The following is a 26057-nucleotide window of genomic DNA, read 5'->3' as shown; positions in this document are numbered from 1 at the left end:
CGGCAGCGGCTACGAAACTAGAGGCGTTTCAATCCTTGTCCCGCGGACGTTTAACCAAGTTGTTTATTTGTGTGTAGTACCTTGAATCGAAGCCAATAGGGCTACCATTGAGCTTGTCGCAGATTCCATTCGTTTCTTTCACGAATCCTAAGAACATTTCATCCAAGCCCTTAATTCCTGGAGTTACGCACATGCGGGAAAAATGGTTGATCATTGCGATTGCTTGGGCATATTCATAGGTGGCTACTAGACCCTGAATGACGCTGGGGTAGTCGACACGTAGGTAATCATATTTGAACTTATCGAAGTCGTCATGCTGCTCGACAGTCGTTGCGTTAGTCAGGGCGATCGGGTTCGGATGTGCACCAAAGTCGATAGCAGCATCGAAGAACCCCATAATGTGTTTCTCGTAAGGTGTTCCCTTCGATTGCTCATCATGCTCTTTAAGATACTTGCCAAATCGCTTAACCGCAGGTGTGAAGGACTTTTTGCTCTGTTGGAAACCCTCTTCGTCATCATGCCTGCCCAGCCAAGCTTGGGATAGACCTGGCTCTCTATTGAAGAGGTAGCCGTAGACGGCAGACTCCATTGCCGTTCTGAGAAGAGGGAATATTGCCGACAGGTGTGCCCCGAGAGCCAGGTTACAGGCGGCCAAGTAGAGAGAATGAGCGTGAGCAGCCGCCGCGCGTGACTCGGTGCAACCCAAGCCTTCCAAAGTTGAGAGAATCAAATGGTCGCATTTCTTTAAATGCGCAACCGCCTCCGGTAGTGCGTCGGTGATGTTTCGCTCCGCTTCGGACATTGAGGCTCGGTATTGTTCGAAGTCGAAGACATCGCTTGAGAATTCCATTTCATGGTCCTTAAGGCTGCTATGCGGAAGATTTTGGATACCCCGGAAGGAATTTAACGCGGTTGGCGCCTTCCTTACATGTTTAGCTCAAAAAATTTACAGGAGGTCATCGCCAACATATCCGAGGATGATGAGTGACAGCAGCTTGCCACAGAAAGCGTGAAGAATGGAAAGCTGAGTCGCTCCTGATTCCGTAAGCGTTAAATGGCCTCTTTTGGTCGATTGCTGCCTTTCGCGAAGTTTTGTAGTCGACCCGAAGCGGATGGCGAAGGGCAAAATTGCTTTTTGCGATAACTTAGAAGGTCAGGCCTGACGCCAAGATGTGCAAGCTTCGCTTCTACAGAAGAGCGACGTCTCAAGTCAGGATTTCGAATGACGTGCTAGCCAGGCGCTCACCATTCACTAAAATATGCACGGCATGCACACCCAAATAATGCTTCCGAGTGGTGAGTTCCTTGATCTGCTGCCCGCGACTGACCCGTTCAGTCGCCTTGCCAAGCAGCGTCAACGCCTTAAGCTTGAACACCTTCGCCGAAGTGCTGCCATTGGCTTTGACGTAATCAATCGCATAGTCGATCACCAGCCGCTGACTCTCCGCCACCGTGGATTTCACCGCAAACGACAACGTAATCTTCTCCCCCAACCGAATCACCGCCGGCTCCACCTTCACCCCAACAATCTCAACCTCTGCCTTACCGCTGGCCCCAATAATCGCCAGCGCCCGCTGGTTTCCCTGCTTGATCAAGCTGCGCAGCGCATGCTTGGCAATCCACGCCGTGTGCTTGTTCTCCAGCGACCACCCCTCAATCAAGTCCAACACCCACTCCGGATGGTCCTTGGTGATGTCATTCAGGTGATTGGCCACCGACTTGCGCACGTAAAGGCTGTCATCTGCCTTGAGGTTGTCGAGAATCGCCGCCGCCAATGTCGGATCGCTCTGAATCTGCTCCAACCGAAACGACCACGGCAAACGCGGTCGACTGCCTTCACTGGCCAGGCGCCGCACATGTTCATTGTCATCCCGGGACCATGCCTTCATCAGCGCCAATGACCGTTGCAGATCGCTGCGCAGAAAATACCGGATCGCAAATTCTGCCGAACCAAATGCGGTGAAGTATTTGAGCGCGTCCATCGATTGCTCGAAGTCATGCGTGCCATACATCGCCACGTAGTGCGGCAGCGAGATGCTGACGAAGCCGCTGTTGAGGCGGGGGGCGAGGGCGCGCAGGACTTCGAGGGATTCGTCGTAGTCCAGCGGCAGCACGGCGTGCAGGCATTCGCTGACGCGGGCCATGCGTTGCATGATCGACAGGTCGGCGAGGCCGTCGTTGGCCATTTTCAGGAAGGCTTTGGCGTTGAACGCCGGGTAGACCGCCGTCATTTCGGTGGCGATGTGTTTGAGGCGTTCGGCGTTGAAGATTTCCTTCAGGGCCGGGGCAGGTTGTTCGGCGGCGGTCATGGTCGGGTCCGTTCGAGGGGGCCGGTCAGGTTATCGGGGTACTGATGAAGGTCTCAAGCTTTTCTGCTTGCGCGGTGAATTTCGCGATAGTTGCAGGCTCACGGGTCAAATCATTCCCCGGGGGATCGACGTTCGCTGACGATGGACGCTCGGGCCGGTTCGGGAGGGGAGTTGAGTGGGTCCATACGGACGGTGCCTGTGAAGTACGCTTCCGGGCCTTTTATCGAGGGTTGCGAGCCTGCGCGCTTGAGGATCATGATCCGGTCCTATTGATAAATGAACAGGAAATTTTATGGGCCTCACGCTCCACATACACTCTATGCATGTCCTGGAGTAAAGCGACCCATGGAAGCCAACCGATTGGGTGACATCGCTGCATTTGTCTGCGCCGTAAAGGCTGGAAGCTTTACCGCTGCGGCGGCTTCTCTTGGCCTGACCCGGTCGGCGGTGGGGAAAAGTATAGTTCGCCTGGAAAGCCGGATGGGTGCACGGCTTCTCAATCGCACGACGCGCAAACTGAGCCTGACGGACGAGGGGCAGGTCGCCTATGAGCGCTGGCGTCAGATTCTCGAAGATCTGGATGAAGTGGAAGCGACCATGGCCTTGCGTCGTGGGCGGCCCACCGGGACCTTTAAGCTCACGGCACCGCTGTCCTTTGGTCAGCGCCACATTCTGCCGATTCTGGATGCTTATCTGAAGCAGTGGCCTGAACTGCGGGCGGATGTCTGGTTTACCGACCGCTTTGTTGATCTGGTCGAGGAGGGCATCGACATCGCCATACGAATTGGCATGCCCAAAGATGACTCCCAATTATTTACCCGTACCGTGGCTTGGCAGCAATTCGCGACGTGTGCATCGCCTGCTTATCTGGCCCAACGCGGCGTGCCGCAAACGCCCGCTGACCTTGTCGGGCATGACACCATCGCTTTATTCAGTGGGGAGCGGCCGACCGTCTGGCGGTACCAGACACCTGCCGGCCTTCATCTCTACGAACAGCCGGGGCGACTGAACATCGACAGTTCAGAAGCCACGCGAGAAGCGGCGCTGGCAGGCATCGGCCTGATTCATCTGCCGACCTACATTACGGGTAACGACCTGCGCGATGGCACGTTAGTGGAAGTGTTGAAACCCTATCGCGCACCTCCTGATCCCATCAGAGTCGTCTACACCAGCAAGCGTCACCTGTCCCCCCGCGTTCGCAGGTTTATTGACCTGTTGATCGAGCGTTGGGAAACAGGCGTGCCGTGGGAAAGATAGCGATATTGGGGACTCAGCGGACCGTGTAATGGGCGCGAACTGCTGTTTATCCAGACTGAGGAATCAATAAATATGGCAGTCATCGTCACTCACGGGACTGCCATCATGACTACCGCCACCCACTTCTCGCCGCCAGCTCAACCTGCGACTTTACCGACCGCCCATCCTTCGCTTGAGCGCCATCCCGGGTTTCAACGTTTGTTTAAACCGCGGGCGCTCACGATTGGCCTGATTTTGCCCCTCGAAACCCACCCGGGCAGACCGGCGCCGACCATGCGTGATCACGTGGAGATGGCGCAACGCGCCGAAGCGCTGGGCTTTGGTGCCTTGTGGATGCGCGACATACCTTTCTACGACCCGGATTATGGTGATGTGGCGCAGATCTTTGAGCCGCTGGTCTACATCGGTTACCTGGCCGCCGCCACCCGCAGCATTGTCTTGGGCACCACGGGTATTGTGCTGCCAACCCGTGATCCGATGTATCTGGCCAAGCAAGCGACGTCCCTCGATCAACTCAGTGAAGGTCGACTGGTGTTGGGGCTGTCCTCGGGTGATCGATACAGTGATTACCCGATGCTGGGCATCGATTATGAATCCCGTGGTGATCGCTACCGTGATGCTTTTTCGGTGTTTCGAACCCTGATTGAGCAGAGCTTTCCGCGTTTCCGCTCCGAGCGATTCGGTGGCTCACTCGGAAACCTGGACCTGGTGCCGAAAGCGCCGTATGGCCGCGTCCCGTCCATTGCTGTCGGCCAGGCGCAACAGAGCGTTGAATGGTTGGCTCAGCACCTTGATGGCTATCTTGCTGGCGTCCAAAGCCCGGAGCGGTTGGCAGCGTTGGGCGAGAGCTGGCACGCCGCCGTGCAGGAGGCGGAGAACCGCAACGCTTTCAAACCGTTGGGCCTGGGCGGCTATTTCGACCTCAGCGACAACCCGGATCAGCCATTCCAGCGCATCCAGGGTGGCTTCCGGGCAGGGCGCAACGGCCTGCGCAATTACCTGGAGCACGCGCAATCTGCCGGTGTTTCGCATATCGCGCTCAACCCCAAGGTCAGCCGTCAACCCTATGGCGAAATCCTCGACGAACTCGGCGAGTACGTTCTGCCGTACTTCCCGTCACATGCCTGAGATCACGCGGAGGAATCACTCATGTCATCACTTTTCGACTCTTATGACCTCGCGGGTCAGGTACTGCCCAATCGCATCGTCATGGCGCCGATGACCCGCGCTCGCGTCGAGGGCACCGTGCCGTCTGAAGACATGGCGACCTACTACGCCCAGCGCGCCGGAGCCGGCCTGATCATCAGTGAAAGCGCGCAGGTTTCTCCGCAGGGACGTGGCTACCTGTATACCCCGGGGATCCACAGCGCAGCGCAAATTGAAGGCTGGAAGCGCGTGACTGATGCGGTTCATCAAGCCGGGGGACGCATGTTCCTCCAGCTCTGGCATGTGGGGCGCGTCTCGCACTCTTCGCTGTTGGACGGACGCTCGCCTGTCGCGCCTGTGGCCATGCCGGCCAGTCAAACGCTGGTGCATGCTTACGACAGCGACGGCAAGCCTGGGCAAGTTCCGGTGAGTGCGCCCGTGGCGTTGGATGCCGAGGGGATTCGGCAGGTCATTGCAGACTTTCGCCTGGCCTCGGCCAATGCCCTGTCGGCAGGTTTTGACGGCGTCGAAATTCACGCCGGAAACGGGTATCTGTTTGAACAGTTCATCAACGGCGGCTTCAACACACGTGAAGACCGCTACGGTGGTGCACTGATCGCGAATCGCCTGCGATTGCTGCTTGAGACGGTCGATGCGGTGAGTGCGCAGATCGGCAGTGCGAAGGTGGGTGTGCGCGTGTCGCCTTTTGCCCACTTGGCGGACCTGCACCCGTTCGATGGCGAAGAGGCCACTTGGCTCGCTCTGGCCGGAGCACTGTCCCAACGCCAGATTGCCTACATGCATGCGAGCCATCTCGGCACGGCGGACTTTCAAAAAGACTTCCGCGCAGCTTACGACGGCACCTTGATGGTGTCGGGCGGGTTCACCCTTGAAACCGCGCAGCAGGCCATCGAAGAAGGATTAAGCGACCTGGTGGTGTTTGGCCGGCCGTTTATAGCCAACCCCGATCTGGTCAATCGCTTGCGCCATGGCTGGCCACTGGCCGAAGCGGGAAGGGAGGCTTACTACGGCGGGGGAGCGCATGGCTACATCGATTATCCCGCGTACTCGTCGCCAGTCGCAGAAAGTGCCTAGCGGACCCGTCGTGCAGCGCCGGGGCAGGTTGTTCGGCGGCGGTCATGGTCGGGTCCGTTCGAGGGGGCCGGTCAGGTTATCGGGGTACTGATGAAGGCCTCAAGCTTTTCCGCCTGCGCGGTGAATTCGGCGATGCGCGGGAAGCGTGAGGCGTCGACTTGGTCCGGTGTCACCAGGTTGGTGAAGCTCCAGGCGACGGCGAGGGTGATGCCGTCTTGTTCGATCAAGGCACCGTTTGCCAGAGGCTGTTTTTCCAGCTCGCGTTCAAGCGCTGAATAGGCTGCGGCGAGTTGCCCTTCGACGCGCTCAACCCAAGGCTGGTATTGAATTTCGGCGGGGCGCAGGTTGCGTTCGTAGTAAAGCTGCACGGACTTTTCGCACGCCGCCAACCCGAGCCCGATCAGGCGCCATGCGCGCAGTCGTTGCGTGAGGTCGCCGGGCATCAGGCTTTTGCCAGGGCCGGCGAGGGCTTCGAGGTAGTCAATGATCAGGGTCGAGTCGATCAACACTTCGCCGTCGTCCAGCACCAGGGTCGGCGCCTTGACCACGGGGTTGATCTGCTGGAAGTGCTCGAAGTGGCGGAACACCGAAACCGACTCGTGCTCCAGGTCGACGCCCAGGTGTCTGGCGGAAATGGCCACGCGCCGCACGTAGGGCGAATCCAGCATGCCGATCAGTTTCATTGAGCCGCTCCTTCAGGTGTCCATGTCGGGATGGACTACCTTAGTTGAAGTTCGGCGACCTGCAAACGGCCTTGGTTAATCTTCGAAACCGACTTGCTCGTGTATCTCGTCGACCTTCAATTCCAGTCGATAGGCCACGGCGATGAACAGCGCCTGACACAGGCACAACGTCGCGCTCAACGAGCGGAAGGCGAACGAGCTGCCTTCGTTGACCAGCAGCACGGTGTTGGCGCGCTTGGCCAGGGGCGAGAGGTTGCTGTCGGTGATGATCAGGGTTTTCGCCTGGTTGTGCTGGGCGATGCGCAGGCAGTGCTGGGTTTCCTTGCCGTAGGGCGTGAAGCTGATGGCGATGACCAGGTCATTGGCGCGCACGCTGCGCATCTGCTCGCGATAACTGCCGCCGAGGCCGGAGACCAGATGGATGCGCTTGTTGGTGTGTTGCAGGTTGTAGACCAGGTAATCCGCGACGGCGAACGAGCGGCGCACGCCGACCACGTAGATGTTGTCGGCGTTGACCACCAGGTCCACGGCTTTGTCGAAGGCCTGGTCATCGAGTTCCAGCCCCAGCCGTTCGATGCCGGACAGGGTCGCGTCGATGCACTCGCGGGCGAGGTCGCCGCCGCTGGCTTTCTGCGATTTGTTGGCGATCATGCTGCGAATGCGCTGCTGGTAGTTCTGAACCGGCGTGGTTTTGTGCGTGTACGCCTCGCGGAACAGGGCCTGCATTTCGCTGAAACCGCTGAACCCGAAACGCTGGGAGAACCGCACGATGGCCGACGGGTGGACTTCGCACTCGCGGGCGATGTCGCTGATGCGGTCAACCATGATCCGGTCGCTTTGCTGGCTCATGTAGCTGGCGATGCGTTTGAGCTGGCGCGGCAGGCTTTCGTATTCGTTGGTGATCAGCTGCAACAGACGCTCGGCATTGATCGGGGGGCTGGCGAGATCGCTGTCGGGCGTGCTCTCGGTCGTAGCCGGCTGATCGGTGCGGGACATAGGGAATCCTTCTGGCTTGTTCTTATAGGGCTGACTGGTGTGTCGGCCCCTGACAATAGGTTGGCTGTGCGCAGTCTACAGGGTAGGCCGGAATAAAATCTTGAGCTTGCGGCCGGCGTGCGGTTTGCTGAAACGATGCACTGTGTCTGGAATGCTTTTGTAAAAGTTTATTGGAAAAAATATTCCACGTAAAAATTATTTGGAATAATTATTGATTGTTCGGTCCCGGTCGTTTTAGTCTGCATCCCACCAAGAGCGTTCGGCGCCTCCATCGCCCCGAACGCAGGCTGATAAAAATAACAGGAGCCAGCATGGGCCAGACTCGTTTTGCCAGTGGGCGTCAATTGGATCTGATTTGCCTGGGGCGCCTTGGCGTCGACCTCTATGCGCAGCAAGTCGGGGCGCGGCTGGAAGATGTTTCAAGCTTCGCCAAATACCTTGGGGGATCGTCCGCCAACATCGCGTTCGGCACCGCTCGACTGGGCCTGAAATCGGCGATGTTGAGCCGGGTAGGGGACGACCACATGGGGCGGTTCCTCCTGGAATCCCTGGCGCGTGAAGGCTGTGACGTCAGCGGCGTCAAGGTCGATCCGGAACGCTTGACCGCCATGGTCCTGCTCGGTCTCAAGGACCGCGAAACCTTTCCTTTAGTCTTCTACCGCGAAAACTGCGCCGACATGGCGCTGCGGGCCGAGGACATCAGCGAAGCCTTTATTGCCTCCAGCAAAGCCTTGCTGATCACCGGCACCCATTTCTCCACCGACGGCGTCTATAAAGCGAGCATCCAGGCGCTGGATTACGCCGAGAAGCACAACGTCAAACGGGTGCTCGATATCGATTATCGCCCGGTGCTGTGGGGGCTGGCGGGCAAGGCGGACGGGGAAACCCGGTTTGTTGCCGATCAGAACGTCAGCCAGCATGTGCAGAAAATCCTGCCGCGTTTTGACCTGATTGTCGGCACTGAAGAAGAGTTTTTGATTGCGGGCGGTTCCGAGGATTTGCTCACCGCGTTGCGCAATGTTCGGCGTTTGAGCGACGCAACGCTGGTGGTCAAGCTCGGGCCGCAGGGTTGCACGGTGATTCACGGGGTGATTCCGGTGCGGCTTGAAGACGGGGCGATTTACCCCGGCGTCCGGGTGGAAGTGCTCAACGTGTTGGGGGCCGGCGATGCATTCATGTCGGGTTTCCTCAGCGGTTGGCTGGAAGACGCCAGCGATGAGCGCTGCTGCCAGTTGGCCAATGCTTGCGGCGGGCTGGTGGTGTCGCGCCATGCCTGCGCCCCGGCGATGCCGACCCGTGCCGAACTCGATTACCTGTTCAACAGCCCGGTGCCGATTACCCGGCCGGATCAGGACGAAGTGCTGCAGCGTCTGCATCAGGTCAGCGTGCCGCGCAAACAGTGGAGGCAGTTGTTCATTTTTGCCTTTGATCACCGTGGACAACTGGTGGAACTGGCGCACAAGGGCGGTCGCGACCTCAACGCCATCTGCGAACTCAAGCAACTCTTTATCAAAGCCGTGGAACGGGTCGAAGCGGATTTGCGCGAGCAAGGGATCGAAGCGGATGTCGGCTTGTTGGCCGATCAGCGTTTCGGCCAGGACTCGCTGAACGCCGCCACCGGTCGTGGCTGGTGGGTGGCGCGGCCAGTGGAAGTGCAGGGCTCACGGCCGTTGGCCTTCGAACATGGCCGCTCGATCGGCAGCAACCTGATTGCCTGGCCGCAAGAGCAGATCATCAAGTGCCTGGTGCAATTTCATCCTGATGATGAGCCGTTGCTGCGCCTGGAACAGGAAGCGCAGATCAAGGGGTTGTATCAGGCGTCCCAGGTCAGCGGTCATGAACTGCTGCTGGAAATCATCCCGCCCAAGGATCATCCGTCGACCCATCCGGACGTGCTGTATCGCGCGCTGAAACGCCTCTACAACCTGGGGATTTACCCGGCGTGGTGGAAGATCGAAGCGCAGAGTGCCGAGGAGTGGAAGCAGCTTGATGAGTTGATTCAGGAGCGAGATCCGTATTGCCGGGGCGTGGTGTTGCTGGGGCTGAATGCGCCGGCGGCGGCACTGGCCGAAGGGTTTCAGCAAGCGAGCCAGAGCCAGACCTGTCGCGGGTTCGCGGTGGGGAGGACGATCTTCCAGGAACCGAGCCGCGCGTGGCTGGCCGGTGAAATCGATGATGAGGCGCTGATTGCTCAGGTGCAGGGCACCTTCGTCGAACTCATCGACGCCTGGCGCACGGCCCGCGCCTGACGCGACACCGCGTTATCGTTCTTCGCGGGCAAGCCTCGCTCCTACGGGAAGCCGCGTTGATCTGTAGGAGCGAGGCTTGCCCGCGAAGTCGGCCTCAGACTCAACGGAAATTTAGAAAACAACAAAAAGGTGCAGCCATGCCCGCTATCCGAATTGGCATCAACCCGATCTCCTGGAGCAACGACGACTTGCCGTCCCTCGGTGGCGAGACGCCGTTGAGCACCGCGTTGAGCGAAGGCAAGGAGATCGGTTACGAAGGTTTTGAACTCAACGGCAAATTCCCCAAGGATGCCAAAGGCGTCGGTGACGTGCTGCGGCCTTACGATCTGGCGCTGGTGTCCGGTTGGTATTCCAGCCGTCTGGCGCGCCGTTCCGTGGCCGAAGAAATCGACGCCATTGGCAGTCACGTCGAGTTGCTGGCGAAAAACGGCGCCAAGGTGCTGGTTTACGGTGAAGTGGCTGACTCGATTCAGGGTCAGCGCATCCCCTTGGTTGAACGCCCGCGTTTCCACACCGAACAGGCCTGGCAGGAATACGCCGACAAGCTCACCGAACTGGCGCGTTTCACCCTGTCCCAAGGCGTGCGCCTGGCCTATCACCACCACATGGGCGCTTACGTCGAATCCCCGGCCGACATCGACAAATTGATGGCGTTGACCGGCAGCGAAGTCGGTCTGCTGTTTGATTCGGGCCATTGCTACATGGGTGGCGGCGAGCCGTTGCACGTCTTGCGCAAACACATCGAACGCATCTGCCACGTGCATTTCAAGGACGTGCGCAAGCCGGTGGTGCAACTGGCGCGCAACAACCTGTGGAGCTTCCCGGACTGCATCATCAACGGCACCTTCACCGTGCCCGGCGATGGCGACATCGACTTCGCCGCGCTGCTCGATGTGTTGCTGGCCAACGATTACCACGGCTGGCTGGTGGTCGAGGCTGAGCAAGACCCGGCCGTGGCGCCGAGTTACGTCTACGCGAAAAAAGGCTACGACACCTTGCGTGCGTTGCTCGACGAGAGGATTGCGCTATGAGCCTGCTGGTCAAAAGCAATGCCCGTGGCCGGACCATGGTCGAGTTGGGCAAAGGTGAGCTGGAATACGTCGGCTTCGCTGCCTACCGCCTAAGCCTGGGTGAAACCTTGCCGGTGGCGGCGGGCGATAAAGAGCTGTGCCTGGTGCTGCTCAGCGGCCGGGTCAGCATCAACGGTGAAGCGCCGGGGCAGGGCGCCTTCGACTGGGACAACCTCGGCGATCGCCAGTCGGTGTTCGAAGACAAATCGCCGTTCGCCGCTTATTTGCCGCCGGGCAGTCAGGCGCAAGTGGTCGCGTTGAGCGATGTGCAGATCGCCGTCTGCGCCGCACCGGGCTCCGCCGAAAAGGGCCTCGGTCCACGGCTGATCAAACCCGACACCATGAAACGCAGCGTGCGCGGCAAGGGCGCCAACACCCGTTACGTCTGCGACATCCTGCCGGACACCGAGCCCGCCCATTCGCTGCTGGTGGTGGAAGTGCGCACGCCGTCGGGACACTCGTCGAGCTACCCGCCGCACAAGCACGACACCGACGATTTGCCGCACCAGAGCTTTCTCGAAGAAACCTATTACCACCAGATCAACCCGCCCCAGGGTTTCGTGTTCCAGCGCGTCTACACCGACGACCGCAGCATCGATCAAGCCATGGCCGTGGAAAACAGCGATCTCGTGGTCGTGCCCAAGGGTTATCACCCGGTCAGCGTGCCCTACGGCTACGAGTCGTATTACCTGAACGTGATGGCCGGCCCGAAACGGGTCTGGCAGTTCCACAACGATCCGCAGCACAGTTGGCTGCTTGATCTCTGATCTAAAAAGCCTGAATTCCACTATTCGAACGGAGAACAAGAACAATGAGCGACGCCCCGGTCATCGGCCATTACCTCGACGGTCACGTGCAAGACAGCGGTAGCGAGCGGTTCAGCAATGTCTTCAACCCGGCGACCGGCGAGGTGCAAGCGCGTGTCGGGCTGGCCAGTTCGAAGACCGTGGACGATGCCGTTGCCTCGGCCCTGAAAGCATTCCCGGCCTGGTCCGAGCAATCGTCCTTGCGCCGTTCGCGGGTGATGTTCAAGTTCAAGGAGTTGCTCGACCGTCATCACGACGAACTGGCCGAAATCATCAGCCGCGAACACGGCAAGGTGTTCTCCGACGCCAAGGGCGAAGTCACCCGTGGCATCGAGATCGTCGAATACGCCTGTGGCGCGCCGAGCCTGCTGAAAACCGAATTCAGTGACAACATCGGCGGCGGCATCGACAACTGGAACCTGCGCCAGCCGCTGGGCGTGTGCGCCGGTGTCACGCCGTTCAACTTCCCGGTGATGGTGCCACTGTGGATGATCCCACTGGCGCTGGTTACCGGTAACTGCTTCATTCTCAAACCCTCCGAACGCGACCCATCCGCCAGTTTGCTGATGGCTCGTTTGCTGACCGAAGCCGGTTTGCCGGACGGCGTGTTCAACGTGGTTCAGGGCGACAAGACAGCGGTCGATGCGCTGCTGCAACACCCGGACATCGAGGCGATTTCCTTTGTCGGCTCGACGCCGATTGCCGAGTACATCCACCAGCAAGCCACCTCGCGCGGCAAGCGGGTGCAGGCGCTGGGCGGGGCGAAGAATCACATGATCGTCATGCCCGACGCGGATCTGGATCAGGCCGCAGACGCCTTGATCGGCGCGGCTTACGGCTCGGCTGGTGAGCGCTGCATGGCGATCTCGATTGCCGTGGCGGTGGGCGATGTTGCAGACCAACTGATTGCCAAACTGCTGCCGCGCATCGATCAACTCAAGGTCGGCAACGGCATGCAGGGCGACAGTGACATGGGGCCGTTGGTGACGGCCGAACACAAGGCCAAGGTCGAAGGCTTTATCGACCAGGGCGTGGCGCAGGGCGCGCAGCTGATTGTCGATGGTCGTGGGTTCAAGGTGCCGGGGGCGGAGAACGGCTTCTTCGTCGGCGCGACGTTGTTCGATCACGTCACTACCGAGATGAGCATTTATCAGCAGGAAATCTTCGGGCCGGTCTTGGGCATCGTCCGCGTCCCGGATTTCGCCAGTGCCGTGGCGTTGATCAACGCCCACGAATTCGGCAACGGCGTGTCATGTTTCACCAGCGACGGCGGCATCGCCCGAGCGTTTGCACGCACTATCAAGGTCGGCATGGTCGGCATCAACGTGCCGATTCCGGTGCCCATGGCCTGGCACTCCTTTGGCGGCTGGAAACGCTCGCTGTTCGGCGACCATCACGCCTATGGCGAAGAAGGCATCCGTTTCTACAGCCGCTACAAAAGCGTGATGCAACGCTGGCCGGACAGCATCGCCAAGGGCCCTGAATTCAGCATGCCGACAGCCAAGTGATTCACCTGTGCGGAGAATAACAATAATGAGCAAACCCCTGCGTTTCGCCCTGAACCGTATGGTCGCCCCACGTTTGTCCCTGCCCGCGTTCATCGACCTGGCGGTGGCCCTCAAGGCTGACGCCATCGAGATTCGCAATGACCTCAAGGGTGTCGAGATAGAAGACGGCACCGCGCCCGAGCGCGTCCGTGAGTTGTGCGCGGCCCAAGGCATCAGCGTGCTGTCGATCAACGCGCTGTACCCGTTTGATGTGTGGAATGACGAGCGCCGGACGCTGGCCTTGAAACTGGCGGCTTATGCTCGTGATTGCGGCGCGCAGGGGGTGGTCATGTGCCCGCTGAATGATCGCGCGGATACTCGTAGCGAAGCCGAGCGCGCTTCAGGGTTGCGCACCGCCTTGAGTGAACTGGCGCCGATCCTGCGCGATCACGGCATTCTCGGTTTCATCGAGCCGTTGGGTTTCGAAGAATGCTCGCTGCGGCTTAAACGCACGGCGGTGGAAGCGATCAAGGTTGTCGGTGGGCTGGATGTGTTCCGGCTCGTCCACGACACCTTTCACCATCACCTGGCGTGTGAGCAGGAGTTTTTCCCCGAGCTGACAGGGCTGGTGCATATCTCCGGCGTCGAGGATGCCGAGGCACCGCTGGCGACGATCCGCGACGGCCATCGCGTGCTGGTGGGCGAGGGCGACATTCTTGGCAATGCCGCACAGATCGACACCTTGCTCAGCGGCGGTTACAGCGACTACCTGTCATTCGAGCCGTTTGCCGACAGCGTCCATGGCCTGGCCAACATCGAGCAGGCCATTGGAGCAAGCATGAATCACCTGAACAAATCCCAGGCCTGACACCGTATTCGAATTGATGGAGATCAACTGTGGGAGCGAGCCTGCTCGCGATGACGGCGGCACATGCAAAATTAATGTCGCCTGAAACACCGCCATCGCGAGCAGGCTCGCTCCCACAGTGATCGCATTTCACAGCACACACCGGATTCAGCTTCAAAGGAAGGTGCCGCATGACCACAACAAGACTGACCATGGCCCAGGCCCTGGTGAAATTCCTCGATAACCAGTACATCGAGGTCGACGGGGTCCAGAGCAAATTCGTCGCCGGGATCTTTACCATTTTCGGCCACGGCAACGTGTTGGGCCTGGGGCAAGCCCTGGAGCAGGGCAGCGGCGACCTGATCGTCCATCAAGGCCGCAACGAACAAGGCATGGCCCACGCCGCCATCGGTTTCGCCAAGCAACACCTGCGGCGCAAAATCTACGCCTGTACCTCATCCGTCGGCCCAGGCGCTGCGAACATGCTGACCGCCGCCGCGACGGCCACCGCCAACCGCATTCCCTTGCTGCTGTTGCCCGGCGACGTCTACGCCTGCCGCCAGCCAGACCCGGTGTTGCAGCAAATCGAACAGTTCCACGACCTGAGCATCAGCACCAACGACGCATTCAAGGCCGTGAGCAAATACTGGGACCGCATCAACCGCCCCGAGCAGTTGATGACCGCGGCGATCCACGCCATGCGGGTGCTCACCGACCCTGCCGAAACCGGCGCGGTGACCCTGGCCTTGCCGCAAGACGTGCAAGGCGAGGCCTACGACTATCCCGATTACTTCCTGCAAAAACGCGTGCACCGCATCGAACGTCGTCCGGCCACCGATGCGATGCTGGGTGATGCGCTGGCGCTGTTCAAAGGCAAGCGCAAACCGCTGATCATTTGCGGTGGCGGGGTCAAATACTCCGGGGCCAACGCGGCGTTACAGGCGTTTGCCGAGCGCTTCGACATTCCCTTCGCCGAAACCCAGGCCGGCAAGAGCGCGGTGGTGTCCAGCCATCCGCTGAACGTCGGCGGGATTGGCGAAACCGGGTGCCTGGCGGCGAACCTGTTGGCAAAAGACGCCGATCTGATCATCGGTATCGGCACCCGCTACAGCGATTTCACCACCGCGTCGAAATCCCTGTTCCAGCATCCGGACGTGCAGTTTCTCAACCTCAACATCAGCCCGTGCGATGCCCTGAAACTGGATGGCGTGCAACTGCTGGCGGATGCGAAAACCGGTTTGCTGGCGCTGGCCGAAGCGCTGGGCGATTACCGTTCCAGCTGGGGCGATCAACCGCGTCAGGCCAAGGCTCAGTTGGATGAGGAGGTCGATCGTCTCTATCAGATCGAGTACCAGACTCAAGACTTCTCCCCGGAGATCAACGACCACATGGACCCGGCGGTCCTGCGCGAATTCATCGAGCTGACCGGCTCGTGCCTGACCCAGAGCCGCGTGCTCGGCGTGCTCAACGAAACCCTCGCTGATGACGCCGTGATCGTCGCCGCCGCCGGCAGTCTGCCCGGTGACTTGCAGCGCAGCTGGCGCAGCAAGGGCGTGAACACCTATCACGTCGAATACGGTTATTCGTGCATGGGTTACGAGGTCAACGCCGCACTGGGCGTGAAACTCGCCGAGCCGGAGCGCGAGGTCTATGCGCTGGTCGGCGACGGCTCCTACATGATGCTGCACTCGGAGCTGGCGACCTCGATCCAGGAGCGCCGCAAGATCAACGTGGTGCTGCTCGACAACATGACCTTCGGCTGCATCAACAACTTGCAGATGGGCAACGGCATGGACAGCTTCGGCACCGAGTTCCGTTTCCGCAACCCGGACACCGGCAAGCTCGATGGCGGTTTTGTGCCGGTGGATTTCGCCATGAGCGCTGCGGCCTATGGCTGCAAGACTTACAAAGTGAACACCGCTGACGAGCTGAAAGCCGCGCTGGCGGATGCGCGTTTGCAGACCGTGTCGACGCTGATCGACATCAAGGTCCTGCCCAAGACCATGATTCATGGCTACCTGTCGTGGTGGCGGGTCGGTGTGGCGCAAGTCTCCACCAGCGCCCGCACCAACGCGGTGGCCAAGACCCTCAATGAACGACTGGCCAAGGCCCGTCAGTACTGATTGCCCTGAATCGAATAATAAGGAGTCCTTACATGTCATTAAAGTTAGGCGTCATCGGCACCGGGGCCATCGGCCAGGACCACATCCGTCGTTGCAGCCAGACCTTGCTCAACAGCCAAGTGGTCGCCGTCACCGACATCAATTTGCAGCAAGCGGCCAAAGTCGTGTCGGACCTGAATCTGACCGCCGAGGTCTACCCCGACGGCCTGGCACTGATCAACGCGCCAGAAGTCGAAGCGATCCTCGTCACCTCCTGGGGCCCGAGCCACGAAGCGTTTGTGCTGGCGGCGATTGCGGCGGGTAAACCGGTGTTCTGCGAGAAGCCCCTGGCCGTCACCGCCGAAGGCTGTCGCAACATCGTCGAGGCCGAAGTGGCCCACGGCAAGCGCCTGGTGCAGGTCGGTTTCATGCGGCCGTATGACGAAGGCTATCGTGCACTCAAAGCGGTGATCGACAGCGGTCAGATCGGTGAACCGTTGATGCTCCATTGCGCGCACCGCAACCCGACCGTGGGCGAGAACTACAAGACCGACATGGCCATCACCGATACGCTGATTCACGAACTCGACGTGCTGCGCTGGTTGCTCGATGACGATTACGTGTCCGTGCAAGTGGTGTTCCCACGCAAGAGCAGCAAGGCCCTCGCGCATTTGAAAGACCCGCAAATCGTCCTGCTGGAGACTGCCAAGGGCACACGCATCGACGTCGAAGTGTTCGTGAACTGCCAGTACGGCTACGACATCCAGTGCGAAGTAGTGGGGGAGACCGGCATCGCCAAACTGCCGGAGCCTTCGCAGGTTCAACTGCGCAGTGGCGCGAAGTTGTCGAACGCGATTTTGATGGACTGGAAGGATCGCTTCATTGCGGCGTATGACGTGGAGTTGCAGGCCTTCATTGATGGCGTGCGAGCGGGGCAGGTCGGAGGCCCGTCAGCATGGGATGGCTTCGCTGCCGCCGTCGCTGCCGACGCCTGCATCGAAGCACAAAACAGCGGAGCGATCATCAAAGTCACACTCCCTGACCGCCCCCGTTTCTACGGTTGAGCACCGTCCCCTGTGGGAGCGAGCCTGCTCGCGATAGCGCCAGCACATTCAACATTAATGTCGGCTGACACTCCGCTATCGCGAGCAGGCTCGCTCCCACAGGGGGCGTGTATATCCGGCAGCTATTTATAAGGAGAACATTTTCATGCGCATCGGACTTGTCGGTTACGGTCACGGCGGCCGGTTTTTCCATGCTCCGCTGATCAGCAGCCTGCCGGCGGCGACGTTCGTGGGCGTGGTCACCCGTTCCCCGGAACGCCGACAATTGCTGGCGGCCGAACACCCCGGCGTACCGGCCTTCGACAGCATCGGCCAATTGGTCGAAGCCGGGATCGATGTGCTGGTGGTGTCGACGCCGCTCAAGGGGCGCCCGGCGCTGGTGCTCGACGGCATCGAACACGGCGTGGCGGTGGTTAGCGACAAGCCGTTTGCCGCCGATGCGCAGCAAGCGCAAACCCTGATCACCATGGCCGAGCGCCAGGGCGTGCGGCTCAGCGTCTACCAGAACCGTCGCTGGGACTCGGACTTCCTCACCGTGCGCAAACTCATCGAGTCCGGCGCTCTGGGCCGTGTCACCCGTTTCGAGTCGCGGATCGAGCGTTACTCGCCGCAATCGGTGAACAACGGCAGTGGCGGCGGCTTCCTGCGCGATTTGGGCAGCCACCTGGTGGATCAGGCGTTGCTGCTGTTCGGCCCGGTGACCCGGGTGTACGCCGAGCTGGATTACCTGGAAAAAGACCAGGCCTTCGACAACGGCTTCTTTGTGTCCCTGACCCACGCCAACGGAGTGATCTCGCACCTGGGCGGCAGTTGCCTGCAAAACACCCCCGGCCCGCGTTTTCGCGTGACCGGCACTCAAGGTTGTTACAGCGTCGATGGCCTGGACGGGCAGGAAGCTTCAGCGCTCGCCGGGCTATCGCCGAAATCCGAGGGTGAGCGCTGGGGCGGGGAAGAGCATCGCCGCTGGGGCTGGTTTGAACAGGGCGAAGTGCGTGAGCGGGTGCCGTCGGAACGCGGATGCTGGAATCAGTTCTATTTGCAGCTACAAACCGCGTTACAGAGCGGTGGCCCACTGCCTGTCGAAGCCCGTGATGCACTGGCGACCACCCGCGTTCTAGACGCTGCGCGCTTGAGTTTCGAACGGCGTCAGGTCGTGGAATTGAGCCCGTTTGAGAGCCATGGAACAAAATCAGAATAAAATTCTAAAATGAGTTGATATAGAAATAATATTCCAATAAAGTCATTTCCAGCGAACTGCCTCTCGCTCGTTTTCACAGCTTTTCCCGCTTGCCTGCTTACTGAAAATCGTCACGCCTCATCCATAAAACCAACAAGAATGTGGAGAAAGACTTTTCATGAAGACCAAGATCCGTTTTGCCTCACTGGCCTTGTCCCTGATGTTCGCCAGTGGCGCTGCACTCGCCGACATGAAGATCGGCGTCAGCATGTCCCAGTTCGATGACACCTGGCTGACCTACCTGCGCGAATCCATGGACAAGAAAGCCAAGTCCTACCCCGACGGCGTGCAGCTGCAATTCGAAGATGCGCGCAGCGACGTGGTCAAGCAGTTGAGCCAGGTCGAAAGCTTCATCAGCCAGAAAGTCGATGCCATCGTGGTCAACCCGGTGGACACCGCCGCCACCAAAAAAATCACCGAAGCCGCCGTCAAGGCCGGCATCCCGCTGGTCTACGTCAACCGTCGTCCCGATGACCTGAAACTGCCCAAAGGCGTGGTCACTGTGGCCTCCAACGACCTGGAAGCCGGTGAAATGCAGATGCAATACCTGGCCGACAAAATGGGCGGCAAGGGCGACATCGTGATTTTGCTGGGCGACCTCGCGAACAACTCCACCACCAACCGCACCAAGGGCGTGAAAGAGGTGCTGGCCAAATACCCGAACATCAAGATCGAGCAAGAACAGACCGGCACCTGGCTGCGGGATAAAGGCATGACCCTGGTCAACGACTGGCTGACCCAGGGCCGCAAGTTCGATGCAGTGGTGGCCAACAACGACGAAATGGCCATTGGTGCCGCGATGGCCCTGCAACAGGCCGGCGTCGACAAGGGCAGTGTGCTGATCGCGGGTGTCGACGGTACGCCGGACGGCTTGAACGCAATCAAGAAAGGCAGTCTGGCGGTCTCGGTGTTCCAGGATGCGAAAGGTCAGGCCGACGGCTCCATCGACACGGCAGTGAAAATGGCCAAAAACGAGCCGGTTGAACAGGCCGTGTGGGTGCCATACCGTTTGATCACGCCGCAAAACGTCGACACGTTCAAATAGCCCGTCCGCCCCATAACAACAATAAGCACGCAAGGTTGCCACCGCGACCTTGCTGATGGAGTACCTGATCATGTTCGCTTCAGCGACTGCTTCGAGCACCCCGTTGGTGGGTATCCAGCCAACCGCAACACCTGTCGATGAGCCGTACCTGCTGGAGATCATCAACGTCAGCAAGGGTTTTCCCGGTGTGGTGGCGTTGTCGGATGTGCAACTGCGTGTGCGCCCCGGCTCCGTCCTGGCGCTGATGGGCGAGAACGGTGCGGGCAAATCCACCCTGATGAAAATCATCGCCGGCATCTACCAGCCGGACGCCGGCGAGTTGCGCCTTCACGGCCAGCCGGTGGTGTTCGATACGCCGCTGGCCGCGCTGCAGGCCGGGATCGCAATGATCCACCAGGAACTCAACCTGATGCCGCACATGAGCATCGCCGAGAACATCTGGATCGGCCGCGAGCAGCTCAACAGCCTGCACATGATCGACCACCGCGAAATGCACCGCTGCACTGCGAAACTGCTCGAACGCCTGCGGATCAACCTCGACCCGGAGGAGCAGGTCGGCAACCTGAGCATCGCCGAGCGGCAGATGGTCGAGATCGCCAAAGCGGTGTCCTACGACTCCGACATCCTGATCATGGACGAACCGACCTCGGCCATTACCGACAAGGAAGTCGCGCACCTGTTCTCGATCATTGCCGACCTCAAGAGCCAGGGCAAAGGCATCATCTACATCACCCACAAAATGAACGAAGTGTTCGAGATCGCCGATGAAGTAGCGGTGTTCCGCGACGGCGCCTACATCGGCTTGCAACGGGCTGACAGCATGGACGGCGACAGTCTGATTTCGATGATGGTCGGCCGCGAGCTGAGCCAGTTGTTCCCGGTGCGCGAGAAACCGATTGGCGATCTGCTGCTGTCGGTGCGCGACCTCAAGCTCGACGGCATTTTCAAAGGGGTGTCCTTCGACCTGCATGCGGGCGAGATCCTCGGCATCGCCGGGCTGATGGGCTCAGGCCGCACCAACGTTGCCGAAGCGATTTTTGGCATCACTCCGAGCGACGGTGGCGAGATTCGCCTCGACGGCCAGGTGGTGCGCATCAGCGATCCACACATGGCGATCGAGAAGGGCTTCGCCTTGCTGACCGAGGATCGCAAGCTCAGCGGCCTGTTCCCGTGCCTGTCGGTGCTGGAGAACATGGAAATGGCGGTGCTGCCGCATTACGCCGGCCACGGGTTCATCCAGCAGAAAGCCCTGCGGGTCTTGTGCGAAGACATGTGCAAGAAGCTGCGGGTGAAAACCCCGTCGCTTGAGCAGTGCATCGACACCTTGTCCGGCGGCAACCAACAGAAAGCCTTGCTGGCGCGCTGGCTGATGACCAATCCACGCATCCTGATCCTCGACGAACCGACTCGTGGCATCGATGTCGGCGCCAAGGCCGAGATCTACCGGCTGATCTCCTACCTCGCCAGCGAAGGCATGGCGGTGATCATGATTTCCTCGGAGCTGCCGGAAGTGCTCGGCATGAGCGACCGGGTGATGGTCATGCACGAGGGCGACCTGATGGGCACCCTTGACCGCAGCGAAGCGACCCAGGAACGAGTCATGCAACTGGCCTCGGGCATGTCCGTACGCCATTGAGTCAAGGGCAAACAGAGTCCAAGGGTGAGCAGAGTCCAGGGGTGAGCAGAGTCCAGGGATGAGCAGAGTCCAGGGGTGAGCAGAGTCCAGGGGTGAACCGGGATTCTGTGGCGAGGGAGCTTGCTCCCGCTGGGCTGCGAAGCGGCCCCAATGTCTCGAACATACCGTAGAACTGGCGAGCGCTGCGCACTCGAGCGGGAGCAAGCTCCCTCGCCACAGGTATGTAGTCGATGCCGGAATTCATTAGAAGGGTGAATGGTTATGAACGCGATACTGGAAAACAAGCCAGCAACGGCACCGGTCAAGAGTCGTCGGCGCTTTCCGACCGAGTTGAGTATCTTCCTGGTGCTGATTGGCATCGGCCTGGTCTTCGAAGTCTTTGGCTGGATCGTGCGCGACCAGAGCTTCCTGATGAACTCCCAGCGCCTGGTGCTGATGATCCTGCAAGTGTCGATCATCGGCCTGCTGGCGATTGGCGTGACCCAGGTGATCATCACCACCGGGATCGACCTGTCCTCCGGTTCGGTGCTGGCGCTGTCAGCGATGATCGCTGCGAGTCTGGCCCAGACCTCGGATTTCGCCCGGGCGGTGTTTCCGTCGCTGACCGACTTGCCCGTATGGATTCCAGTGATCGCCGGGCTCGGCGTCGGGCTGCTGGCGGGCGCGATAAACGGCAGCATCATTGCCATCACCGGGATTCCGCCGTTCATTGCCACCCTCGGCATGATGGTCTCGGCGCGTGGCCTGGCGCGTTATTACACCGAAGGCCAGCCGGTGAGCATGCTCTCGGATTCCTACACGGCCATCGGTCATGGCGCCATGCCGGTGATCATTTTCCTGGTGGTGGCGGTGATCTTTCACATCGCCCTGCGCTACACCAAGTACGGCAAGTACACCTACGCCATCGGCGGCAACATGCAGGCGGCGCGCACTTCGGGGATCAACGTCAAGCGTCATCTGGTGATCGTCTACAGTATCGCCGGGTTGCTGGCGGGCCTGGCGGGCGTGGTGGCTTCGGCGCGTGCCGCGACCGGGCAGGCGGGGATGGGCATGTCTTATGAGCTGGACGCGATTGCCGCGGCGGTCATTGGCGGCACCAGCCTGGCCGGTGGCGTCGGGCGCATTACCGGCACCGTGATCGGTGCCTTGATTCTCGGAGTGATGGCCAGTGGGTTTACCTTTGTCGGTGTTGATGCGTATATTCAGGACATCATCAAGGGACTGATTATTGTGGTGGCGGTGGTGATCGACCAATACCGCAACAAGCGTAAACTCAAGCGCTGAGTCGTAGAACCGACAGCCAATGCGCCACGCCTGACCCGCGTGGCGCAACCATTTGTCTTCTCTATACAGCCGCTCGATTGAATTTCTTGCTATAAACGCACTCCGATAACCACCGCAGAGGCTGCCATAGAGCACTTTCCGGGCTTTGTCGGACAAATTCGCTGTCTTTTCAGTTGCTGAGGCCTCAAGTCGGCCTTAGACTGCCGGCCCTCGTAAATTGAGTGCCGGGTGGCGCTTGGAATAAACGGCGCCTTTCCGATGGCCAGACCTGGTCCACCGGAACGCTCCCTAATTCGCCTTAATGCACGTTTTTTTATAGAGATATCAATGACAAAGGACAAGTTGCTGGCCATGCCGGCGGATGACTACATGAATGCCGAGCAACATGCTTTTTTCTATGAGCTGTTGCAGAACATGAAAGTCGAAACCCATGAGCGCATCGAACAGAACCGCATCGCCATCGAGAGCCTGGACACTCCAGCCGATCCGGCCGACGCTGCTTCTGTCGAAGAAGAGCGCACCTGGCTGGTGAACGCGATCGATCGCGACCAGCGCATGCTGCCTCAGTTGGAACAGGCTCTGGAACGCATCAAAGAAGACAGCTTCGGCTGGTGCGATGACAGCGGCGAGGCCATCGGCCTGAAACGCCTGCTGATCAGCCCGACCACCAAGTACTGCATCGAAGCTCAAGAGCGTCACGAACAGATCGACAAGCACCAGCGTCAGGCCTGATTTCGTAGCGCCCCGCATCGCGGGCAAGCCCGCTCCCACGGTTCACGATGAACCTGCAGGAGCGAGGCTTGCCCGCGATGCTTTTTGCCGTCTGCGAAAACCCCAGGCACTTCTATTGATCTGCTGCAACGCCCACTACTAATGGACCATAGATAATGGCCTTGTGGTGGCGTTTAATGCATGCACAACAATTAGAAGAGCCTTGGGGTGACGAAGATGACGAGAGACGGATCTCTGGTTGCGGCAGTGCCTGCACCAGTGTTTTTGCCGAAAAACCTTTGGCTGACGCCAACCCTGCAAAGCATCGCCCTGATGCTCTTGCTGTGCGGCATGGCGTTGGGTGGCTGGTCGCTTTACCTTTGCCTGCCACTGGCGGTGCTGGTGATCTGGCTGCCTCGCCTGCGCTCGCGCGCCACGCCCGAAGCAGCGCCCGCCGACGGCGCCAGCGCCATCGCCGAGTTGACTCGCGATCTTTCCTACACCACCAGTCATAACGCTTTGTCGGCCGCAGGCGTGGCCTTTTCGGTCAAGCAACTGGCGGACAAACTGCAATCGCAACTCGACGCGGCGGCGCAAATCGTCAGCAACGCCGAAGTGATGATCGGGACCGAACAAGCCACGTCGAAACTCAGCCGCGAAGCCCTCAGTGCCGCCAGCGAAGCTCATCAGAGCAGCGCAGCAGGGCGCACGGAACTGATCGAGTCCATCAGCCGTATGCATCAGCTCAGTCAGCGCGCCAATAACAGCCGTGAACTGATCGAAGCCCTGAGCCTGCGCAGCGACGATATTCAACGGGTCACCCTGGTGATTCAGTCCATCGCCAGTCAGACCAACCTGCTGGCCTTGAACGCCGCGATTGAAGCGGCTCGGGCCGGGGAACATGGTCGCGGGTTCGCGGTGGTGGCGGATGAGGTTCGCGGACTGGCGGCGCGCACGGCGACGGCGACTGGCGAAGTCGGGGAGATGGTCGCCGATATCCAGCAACGCACGGCGCAGGTGGTGGAGCAGATCCGCCAACTGTCCAGCGACCTCGACATCGGCGTCAAGCAGGTCGAGCACACCGGCCAGCACCTGGAAAACATCGCGCGCCTGGCTGCCGGCGTCGAGCATCAGGTCGGGGAAATCGCCAAGGGGGCGGACACCAACCGCGAACAACTCGACAGCCTGTTCCATGCCATTGAACAGATGCGCAGCGACCTGGCGATCAGCGACCAACAGACCCAGCGCCTGGCCCAGGCTGCGGTGCAAATGGAAGGCCAGGCCGAAACCATCAGCGAGCGTCTGGCCGAAGTCGGGCTGGATGACTACCACCAACGCATCTATGACCTGGCCCGCGAAGGCGCCAGCCAGATTGCCGCGCGCTTCGAAGCGGATATTGATCAGGGCCGTGTCAGCCTCGATGATCTGTTTGATCGCAATTACCAGGCGATCCCCAACACCAGTCCGGCCAAGTTTCAGACGCGTTTTGATCGTTACACCGATCAGGTCTTGCCCGCCATCCAGGAACCGTTGCTGCCGCGCCATGAAGGCCTGGTGTTTGCCATCGCCTGTACGCAGCAGGGTTACGTGCCCACCCATAACAAAATCTTCAGCCAACCGCTGACCGGCGATGCGCAGGTCGATACGGTCCAAAACCGCACCAAGCGCAAATTTGCCGACCGCACCGGCATCCGCTGTGGCAGCCATCAACAGCCGGTGTTGTTGCAGACTTACACCCGCGACACAGGCGAACTGATGCACGACCTTTCGGTGCCGATCATGCTCAAGGGGCGGCATTGGGGTGGGTTGCGGTTGGGGTACAAACCGCAGAGTCCTCGCTAGATGCTCAACATGATAACCGGTGAGCAAGCCTGAAACTCAACTGTGGCGAGGGAGCTTGCTCCCGCTGGGCTGCATAGCGGCCCCAAGATGGGCCTGCTGCGCAGTCCAACGGGAGCAAGCTCCCTCGCCACAGGTTTATCGCTGACGGAAGACAGGCGGGCTAGTGAATCTGATGCATGCGCAAGTTCAGGTCGTCGACCACCCGCGCCCAATCGGCGTCTTCACGCAATCGTTCTTTGAGGAAGCCGGCTTGTTGCGGCGTCCAGAACTCCGCATCGATGAGTTTCTTGTCGTCGGCCAAAGGTGAATGGCTGGCGATGAATTCATCGATGGCTTTCTGACTGGAGTCCAGACCGAGCTGGTCGAACAAACCTTTCAAGTCGTGTATAGGTGAATCCATCTTCATCTCCTTGCGGGTCGCGATCTGAGGTGCGGCTTCATGGCATCTGAGCGGGCCGCGCTTCAGGAGTTCGATTGCGATGTGGGGAAGCAGGAGAGAGCATAGACGGCAAATCCGACGATCAGGCTTTCAATGCACCTTCATCGACAGCCGTTTTCAGAGCCTGGGCAGCTTCTTTGGCGGCTATGGCAGCGACGTCCGAGGTCTTGAACCAGCGATCCTTCTCGACTTGGTGATACGTCACCGTGGTCAGCGGTGGTTTGGCACGCATGACAATGACTGCCTGGAATTCGCCTTCGACCTCTCTGGCTTCGCCCCGGATAAAAAATTCACCGATATCAAATTCCGTCACGTAGCTGCCTTCCCTTGGAAATATATTGTTGTGTTGAATGCCGTCCGTCCTGGGGACGAATTTCATTGGTCGGGCAGTATGGCAGTAGTTGCCTGCCGGCGGCTGAGTTAAGTCGCCGGCATGACGAAACGTCTATAGGCATGAAGGCAGGCGAACGCGTCAGATGCGAGACTCAAGTGAGCGGGCAAGTGCGCAGGCTTCGTTATGGCAGCCACGGAAACCTCTTACACGACCCGTAGAAATTTCCTTGATATGGAAGAAGGCATTACCGGCCAGCACCACCTGAAAGCGTGGCAGCAGCAGGCTTTCAGGCTGCAATTCATGCGGCTGGAACACCGCCGGGTGCAACGGGGCGTAATTGTTTGCGCGCGTTGTCTGGGGGGAAGCGAAGTGAGTCATGGTGCACATGTGAAGTCCTTTTCATTGTTTTACCGACGTG

At 59.8% G+C, this 26057-nt stretch carries 23 protein-coding genes; 16 read left to right on the top strand and 7 right to left on the bottom strand.

Features of this window, described 5'->3' with window-relative positions; genetic code table 11:
• Positions 1 to 28: 28 nt before the first annotated feature.
• Together FHL16_RS26415 and FHL16_RS26410 are read right to left on the bottom strand one after the other, a co-directional pair.
• A complete protein-coding gene (locus FHL16_RS26415; protein WP_077749735.1) occupies positions 29 to 850 on the bottom strand; it encodes a hypothetical protein in 822 nt (273 codons plus the stop codon).
• 355 nt (positions 851 to 1205) lie between these two features.
• On the bottom strand, positions 1206 to 2309 hold the full coding sequence (locus FHL16_RS26410) for a DNA alkylation repair protein (RefSeq protein WP_077749734.1): 1104 nt from the start codon (positions 2307 to 2309) through the stop codon (positions 1206 to 1208).
• Positions 2310 to 2654: 345 nt separating this feature from the next.
• Here FHL16_RS26410 and FHL16_RS26395 point away from each other — a divergent pair, with 345 nt between their 5' ends.
• From FHL16_RS26395 to FHL16_RS26385, 3 genes are all read left to right on the top strand, one after another.
• Positions 2655 to 3566, top strand: a complete 912-nt coding sequence (locus FHL16_RS26395) for a LysR family transcriptional regulator (RefSeq protein ID WP_077749733.1) — start codon at positions 2655 to 2657, stop codon at positions 3564 to 3566.
• 105 nt (positions 3567 to 3671) lie between these two features.
• Positions 3672 to 4694 carry an LLM class oxidoreductase gene (locus tag FHL16_RS26390; RefSeq protein WP_238706194.1) on the top strand — a complete coding sequence of 341 codons (1023 nt, stop codon included), beginning with the start codon at positions 3672 to 3674 and terminating at the stop codon, positions 4692 to 4694.
• A gap of 21 nt (positions 4695 to 4715) precedes the next feature.
• Positions 4716 to 5807, top strand: a complete 1092-nt coding sequence (locus tag FHL16_RS26385; protein WP_077749731.1) for an alkene reductase — start codon at positions 4716 to 4718, stop codon at positions 5805 to 5807.
• 71 nt (positions 5808 to 5878) lie between these two features.
• Here the strand turns inward: FHL16_RS26385 and FHL16_RS26380 are convergent, their stop codons facing one another.
• The gene (locus tag FHL16_RS26380) at positions 5879 to 6490 is read right to left on the bottom strand and encodes a glutathione S-transferase (RefSeq protein ID WP_077749730.1); all 612 of its coding nucleotides are present in this window, start codon (positions 6488 to 6490) and stop codon (positions 5879 to 5881) included.
• 75 nt (positions 6491 to 6565) lie between these two features.
• On the bottom strand, positions 6566 to 7486 hold the full coding sequence (locus tag FHL16_RS26375) for a MurR/RpiR family transcriptional regulator (RefSeq protein WP_077749729.1): 921 nt from the start codon (positions 7484 to 7486) through the stop codon (positions 6566 to 6568).
• Positions 7487 to 7797: 311 nt separating this feature from the next.
• Between FHL16_RS26375 and FHL16_RS26370 the strand changes: the two genes are divergently transcribed.
• From FHL16_RS26370 to FHL16_RS26305, 13 genes are all read left to right on the top strand, one after another.
• Complete coding sequence (locus FHL16_RS26370) at positions 7798 to 9735, top strand: bifunctional 5-dehydro-2-deoxygluconokinase/5-dehydro-2-deoxyphosphogluconate aldolase (protein ID WP_077749728.1); 1938 nt, start codon at positions 7798 to 7800, stop codon at positions 9733 to 9735.
• Positions 9736 to 9872: 137 nt separating this feature from the next.
• Positions 9873 to 10766, top strand: a complete 894-nt coding sequence (gene iolE, locus FHL16_RS26365) for a myo-inosose-2 dehydratase (protein WP_077749727.1) — start codon at positions 9873 to 9875, stop codon at positions 10764 to 10766.
• On the top strand, positions 10763 to 11572 hold the full coding sequence (gene iolB, locus FHL16_RS26360) for a 5-deoxy-glucuronate isomerase (RefSeq protein WP_077749726.1): 810 nt from the start codon (positions 10763 to 10765) through the stop codon (positions 11570 to 11572). Before iolE ends, iolB begins: the two co-directional genes overlap by 4 nt.
• A 44-nt stretch (positions 11573 to 11616) precedes the next feature.
• On the top strand, positions 11617 to 13119 hold the full coding sequence (locus FHL16_RS26355) for a CoA-acylating methylmalonate-semialdehyde dehydrogenase (protein ID WP_077749725.1): 1503 nt from the start codon (positions 11617 to 11619) through the stop codon (positions 13117 to 13119).
• Positions 13120 to 13144: 25 nt separating this feature from the next.
• Complete coding sequence (locus tag FHL16_RS26350; protein ID WP_077749724.1) at positions 13145 to 13966, top strand: TIM barrel protein; 822 nt, start codon at positions 13145 to 13147, stop codon at positions 13964 to 13966.
• A gap of 170 nt (positions 13967 to 14136) precedes the next feature.
• Entirely contained in the window at positions 14137 to 16068 is a 1932-nt protein-coding gene (iolD, locus tag FHL16_RS26340; RefSeq protein WP_077749723.1) for a 3D-(3,5/4)-trihydroxycyclohexane-1,2-dione acylhydrolase (decyclizing), read from the top strand.
• Positions 16069 to 16100: 32 nt separating this feature from the next.
• Entirely contained in the window at positions 16101 to 17111 is a 1011-nt protein-coding gene (locus FHL16_RS26335) for a Gfo/Idh/MocA family protein (RefSeq protein ID WP_077749722.1), read from the top strand.
• 145 nt (positions 17112 to 17256) lie between these two features.
• The gene (locus FHL16_RS26330; protein WP_077749721.1) at positions 17257 to 18309 is read left to right on the top strand and encodes a Gfo/Idh/MocA family protein; all 1053 of its coding nucleotides are present in this window, start codon (positions 17257 to 17259) and stop codon (positions 18307 to 18309) included.
• Between the two features lie 157 nt (positions 18310 to 18466).
• Entirely contained in the window at positions 18467 to 19393 is a 927-nt protein-coding gene (locus tag FHL16_RS26325; protein WP_010459630.1) for a sugar ABC transporter substrate-binding protein, read from the top strand.
• A gap of 70 nt (positions 19394 to 19463) precedes the next feature.
• Positions 19464 to 21029, top strand: a complete 1566-nt coding sequence (locus FHL16_RS26320; protein ID WP_077749720.1) for a sugar ABC transporter ATP-binding protein — start codon at positions 19464 to 19466, stop codon at positions 21027 to 21029.
• 261 nt (positions 21030 to 21290) lie between these two features.
• Positions 21291 to 22313 carry an ABC transporter permease gene (locus FHL16_RS26315; protein ID WP_008153855.1) on the top strand — a complete coding sequence of 341 codons (1023 nt, stop codon included), beginning with the start codon at positions 21291 to 21293 and terminating at the stop codon, positions 22311 to 22313.
• A gap of 327 nt (positions 22314 to 22640) precedes the next feature.
• Positions 22641 to 23045, top strand: a complete 405-nt coding sequence (locus FHL16_RS26310; RefSeq protein ID WP_010459637.1) for a TraR/DksA family transcriptional regulator — start codon at positions 22641 to 22643, stop codon at positions 23043 to 23045.
• 216 nt (positions 23046 to 23261) lie between these two features.
• Positions 23262 to 24866, top strand: a complete 1605-nt coding sequence (locus FHL16_RS26305; protein ID WP_077749719.1) for a methyl-accepting chemotaxis protein — start codon at positions 23262 to 23264, stop codon at positions 24864 to 24866.
• 160 nt (positions 24867 to 25026) lie between these two features.
• On the opposite strand, the gene FHL16_RS26300 is transcribed toward FHL16_RS26305, so the two are convergent.
• The 3 genes from FHL16_RS26300 to FHL16_RS26290 all read right to left on the bottom strand — a co-directional run bounded on the left by FHL16_RS26300 (position 25027) and on the right by FHL16_RS26290 (position 26026).
• Positions 25027 to 25266, bottom strand: coding sequence for a DUF2789 domain-containing protein (locus FHL16_RS26300; protein WP_077749718.1), 240 nt, complete (start codon positions 25264 to 25266; stop codon positions 25027 to 25029).
• A gap of 121 nt (positions 25267 to 25387) precedes the next feature.
• Positions 25388 to 25618, bottom strand: coding sequence for a hypothetical protein (locus FHL16_RS26295; RefSeq protein WP_010459643.1), 231 nt, complete (start codon positions 25616 to 25618; stop codon positions 25388 to 25390).
• A 159-nt stretch (positions 25619 to 25777) separates the two neighbouring features.
• Complete coding sequence (locus FHL16_RS26290) at positions 25778 to 26026, bottom strand: hypothetical protein (protein ID WP_010459645.1); 249 nt, start codon at positions 26024 to 26026, stop codon at positions 25778 to 25780.
• Positions 26027 to 26057: the final 31 nt, after the last annotated feature.

The sequence above is a fragment of the Pseudomonas sp. FSL W5-0299 genome, assembly GCF_005930655.1.
GTDB classification, from domain to species: domain Bacteria; phylum Pseudomonadota; class Gammaproteobacteria; order Pseudomonadales; family Pseudomonadaceae; genus Aquipseudomonas; species Aquipseudomonas mandelii.
The sequence above is the reverse complement of the archived record's forward strand: the minus strand, read 5'-3'. Positions and strand labels throughout refer to the sequence as shown.

Coding starts and splice junctions, on each gene's coding strand:
- FHL16_RS26355 (WP_077749725.1), top strand. CDS start 11,617: ATGAGCGACGCCCCGGTCATCGGCCATTACCTCGACGGTCACGTGCAA.
- FHL16_RS26335 (WP_077749722.1), top strand. CDS start 16,101: ATGTCATTAAAGTTAGGCGTCATCGGCACCGGGGCCATCGGCCAGGAC.
- FHL16_RS26350 (WP_077749724.1), top strand. CDS start 13,145: ATGAGCAAACCCCTGCGTTTCGCCCTGAACCGTATGGTCGCCCCACGT.
- FHL16_RS26290 (WP_010459645.1), bottom strand. CDS start 26,026: ATGTGCACCATGACTCACTTCGCTTCCCCCCAGACAACGCGCGCAAAC.
- FHL16_RS26315 (WP_008153855.1), top strand. CDS start 21,291: ATGAACGCGATACTGGAAAACAAGCCAGCAACGGCACCGGTCAAGAGT.
- FHL16_RS26325 (WP_010459630.1), top strand. CDS start 18,467: ATGAAGACCAAGATCCGTTTTGCCTCACTGGCCTTGTCCCTGATGTTC.
- FHL16_RS26310 (WP_010459637.1), top strand. CDS start 22,641: ATGACAAAGGACAAGTTGCTGGCCATGCCGGCGGATGACTACATGAAT.
- iolE (WP_077749727.1), top strand. CDS start 9,873: ATGCCCGCTATCCGAATTGGCATCAACCCGATCTCCTGGAGCAACGAC.
- FHL16_RS26380 (WP_077749730.1), bottom strand. CDS start 6,490: ATGAAACTGATCGGCATGCTGGATTCGCCCTACGTGCGGCGCGTGGCC.
- FHL16_RS26370 (WP_077749728.1), top strand. CDS start 7,798: ATGGGCCAGACTCGTTTTGCCAGTGGGCGTCAATTGGATCTGATTTGC.
- FHL16_RS26330 (WP_077749721.1), top strand. CDS start 17,257: ATGCGCATCGGACTTGTCGGTTACGGTCACGGCGGCCGGTTTTTCCAT.
- FHL16_RS26410 (WP_077749734.1), bottom strand. CDS start 2,309: ATGACCGCCGCCGAACAACCTGCCCCGGCCCTGAAGGAAATCTTCAAC.
- FHL16_RS26305 (WP_077749719.1), top strand. CDS start 23,262: ATGACGAGAGACGGATCTCTGGTTGCGGCAGTGCCTGCACCAGTGTTT.
- FHL16_RS26390 (WP_238706194.1), top strand. CDS start 3,672: ATGACTACCGCCACCCACTTCTCGCCGCCAGCTCAACCTGCGACTTTA.
- FHL16_RS26385 (WP_077749731.1), top strand. CDS start 4,716: ATGTCATCACTTTTCGACTCTTATGACCTCGCGGGTCAGGTACTGCCC.
- FHL16_RS26300 (WP_077749718.1), bottom strand. CDS start 25,266: ATGGATTCACCTATACACGACTTGAAAGGTTTGTTCGACCAGCTCGGT.
- iolB (WP_077749726.1), top strand. CDS start 10,763: ATGAGCCTGCTGGTCAAAAGCAATGCCCGTGGCCGGACCATGGTCGAG.
- FHL16_RS26395 (WP_077749733.1), top strand. CDS start 2,655: ATGGAAGCCAACCGATTGGGTGACATCGCTGCATTTGTCTGCGCCGTA.
- FHL16_RS26375 (WP_077749729.1), bottom strand. CDS start 7,486: ATGTCCCGCACCGATCAGCCGGCTACGACCGAGAGCACGCCCGACAGC.
- FHL16_RS26415 (WP_077749735.1), bottom strand. CDS start 850: ATGGAATTCTCAAGCGATGTCTTCGACTTCGAACAATACCGAGCCTCA.
- FHL16_RS26320 (WP_077749720.1), top strand. CDS start 19,464: ATGTTCGCTTCAGCGACTGCTTCGAGCACCCCGTTGGTGGGTATCCAG.
- iolD (WP_077749723.1), top strand. CDS start 14,137: ATGACCACAACAAGACTGACCATGGCCCAGGCCCTGGTGAAATTCCTC.